This window comes from Candidatus Methylomirabilis sp. (assembly GCA_036000645.1).
GTDB lineage: Bacteria > Methylomirabilota > Methylomirabilia > Methylomirabilales > JACPAU01 > JACPAU01.
Map to the genome: position 1 here is coordinate 1 of DASYVA010000073.1, position 2630 is coordinate 2630.

The 2630-nt window shown below is 73.9% G+C and carries 2 protein-coding genes; both read right to left on the reverse strand.

Annotated features, from left to right (window positions below; translation table 11 throughout):
* Positions 1-1780, reverse strand: a 1780-nt coding sequence (locus tag VGT06_04310; GenBank protein HEV8662353.1) for an AAA family ATPase, incomplete at its 3' end; no start/stop codon positions are given.
* The coding region (locus VGT06_04315) for a DNA polymerase IV (protein HEV8662354.1) at positions 1767-2630 on the reverse strand (864 nt) is incomplete at its 5' end. The genes VGT06_04310 and VGT06_04315, both read right to left, overlap by 14 nt.

Sequence of the window (2630 nt, forward strand, 5' to 3'; positions counted from 1 at the left end):
CGTAGTTGTTCCGGAGCTGCATCACCTTGTCCCCGACCCTGAGGACGCGCTGCCCCCGGGTCAGCGCCGGGCCCGTGGGGTTTAGAGCCGCCTGCAGCGCCTGGTTCAGGGCCGCCACGCCGAGCGTCCCCCGGTGCATCGGAGCCAGCACCTGGATCTCCTCGAGCGGGTGGAGGCCGTGCCGCGCCGGCAGGGTGCGCGCCGCCGTCTCGACCACCAGGGCGGCCAGCCGGTCCGCGTCCTCCTCCTCCAGGAACTGGAAGTCCCCGGTCCCCTCCAGGATCGGCATCTCCCCCCGGTTGACCCGGTGGGCGTTCTGGACGATGAGGCTCTGCTCCGCTTGCCGGAAGATCTCCTGGAGGCGGACGACGGGGAGAACCCCGGACGCGATGCAGTCGGTCAGCACCGCCCCCGGCCCCACCGAGGGGAGCTGATCCGCATCCCCCACCAGGACCAGGAGCGCTTCCCGCGGCAGCGCCTCCACCAGCCGGTGCATGAGGGGCAGGTCGGCCATGGAGAGCTCGTCCACGATGACTGCCGCGGCATCAAGGGGCCGCGCCGCGCTCCGCCGGAAGATCCCCTCCCGCGGGCTGAACTCCAGGAGGCGGTGGAGCGTCTGGGCTGCCCGCCCCGTGGCCTCGGTCAACCGTTTTGCGGCGCGCCCCGTGGGCGCCGTGAGGAGGGCCCGGAGGCCCTTGCGTTCGAGGATTGTGAGCAGGCAGCGGAGGATGGTGGTCTTCCCGGTTCCGGGCCCGCCCGTGATAATGACCGCCTTCCCCCCGAGAGCGGTGGCCAAGGCCTCCCGCTGCTTGGGGGCGAGGGCGAGGCCGCTTTGGCCCTCGACCCACGGGAGCGCCCGCGCCACATCCAGGCTCACGTCGAACCGGGGCCCCTTGCGGAACGCGGCCAGGCGGCGGGCCAGGGCCACCTCGGCCTCATGGAGCTCCCTGGGAAAGACGACGGGTTCGTCTTCCCCCGGCTCCACCACGACCTCCGCCGCCTCCGCCAGGCGCGCGAGCGCTCCCTCGAGCGCCCCGGGCGGCACCTGGAGGACTTCGGCTCCTGCCTTGAGCAGCCCGTCCCGGGGATAGCAGCAGTGTCCCTCCTCCGTGAGAGCGCCGAGGACGTGGAGGAGCCCCGCCTCCAGGCGGATCGGCGCGTCCGAGGAAACCCCCAGGCGGGAAGCGATGCCGTCGGCGGTCTTGAATCCGATGCCGTGGATGTCGCGGGCCAGCCGGTACGGATTGGCCTTGAGGAGGGCCACGGCGCCCCGCCCGTAGGCCTTGAAGATCTTCCCCGCGTAGGTGGCCGAGACCCCGTGCCCCTGGAGGAAGAGCATCACCTCCCGGACCTCCCGCTGGGCGTCCCAGGCCGATCGGATCCGGGCCACCCGGTCCGGGCCGACGCCGCTCACCTCCCGGAGACGCTTCGGTTCTTCCTCGATGACCCGCAGGGTCTCCTCCCCGAACCGCTCCACGAGGCGGCGGGCGGTCACGGGGCCGATCCCCTTGATGAGGCCGGAGCCCAGGTAGCGCTCGATCCCGACCCGCGTGGCGGGGGTCAGGGCCTCGCAGGCGGTGACCCGGAACTGCTCGCCGAAGCGGGCGTGACGCGTCCACTCGCCCGTCACGCGCAGCGCCTGTCCGGGATGGACGCCGGGCATCGCCCCGACGACGGTGACGGAGGCGGCGTGACCGGTCACCGCCAGCCGAGCCACCGTGTAGCCGTCCTCGGCGCTCGCGTAGGTGATCCGCTCCACGACCCCCTCAAGCGTCGCCATGGCGAGCCCGCCGCCGCGGCCGGTCAAGCAGCGCCGCGCGGGTCAGGGCCTCCTCTCCGAAGCGCTCGGCCACGGCATCCATGACCGCGGCGACCCGCTCCCGGCGCCGTGCGCCCTCGCCGAAGAGAGGGAGCTGCCCCGCCGCCGCGGCCGGAACCAGGCGCGACAGGGCGATTCCCAGGAGGCGAATCCGGCGTCCGGGGAGGCGAGCCGCGGCCAGCAGCTCCGCCGCCACCGGGTAGATCTCGTCTGCCAGGGCGGTGGGGGCAGGGAGCGTCCGGGCGCGGGTGTGGGTCTCGAACGGCTCGAAGCGCACTTTGAGGGTGACGGTGCCCCCCTGCACGCCCTCCCGCCGGAGCCGCCGGGCGACCCGCTCGGCCAGGGCGAGGAGCGTCCGCCGGAGGAGGCGCGGGTCGGCGGTGTCCTCCTCGAAGGTGGTCTCGGCCCCGATGGATTTCGCCGCCTCGTCCGGCGTCACCGGCCGGTCGTCCATGCCGTTGGCCAGCGCCGAGAGGTGTCGGCCGGCTTCGCCGAAGCGGGCCACGAGCGCCGCCTCGGGCCAGGCGGCCACGGCACCGATCGTGATGAGGCCGAGGGAGCGGAGCAGGCGCCCCGTCTTCGCCCCCACCCCCCAGAGGCGCGAGACGGGAAGGGGGGCCAGGAAGGCCTTCTCCTGCCCCGGGGGCACGGCCACGTAGCCGTCCGGCTTCCCGAGGTCGGAGGCGACCTTGGCAACGAACTTGTTCGACCCCACCCCCACCGAGGCGACCAGCCCCTCCTCCGCGCGGATGTCCGCCTTGAGCCGCCGCGCGATGGCCTCGGCGGCCCCGAAGAGGCGGGTGCTCCCGGT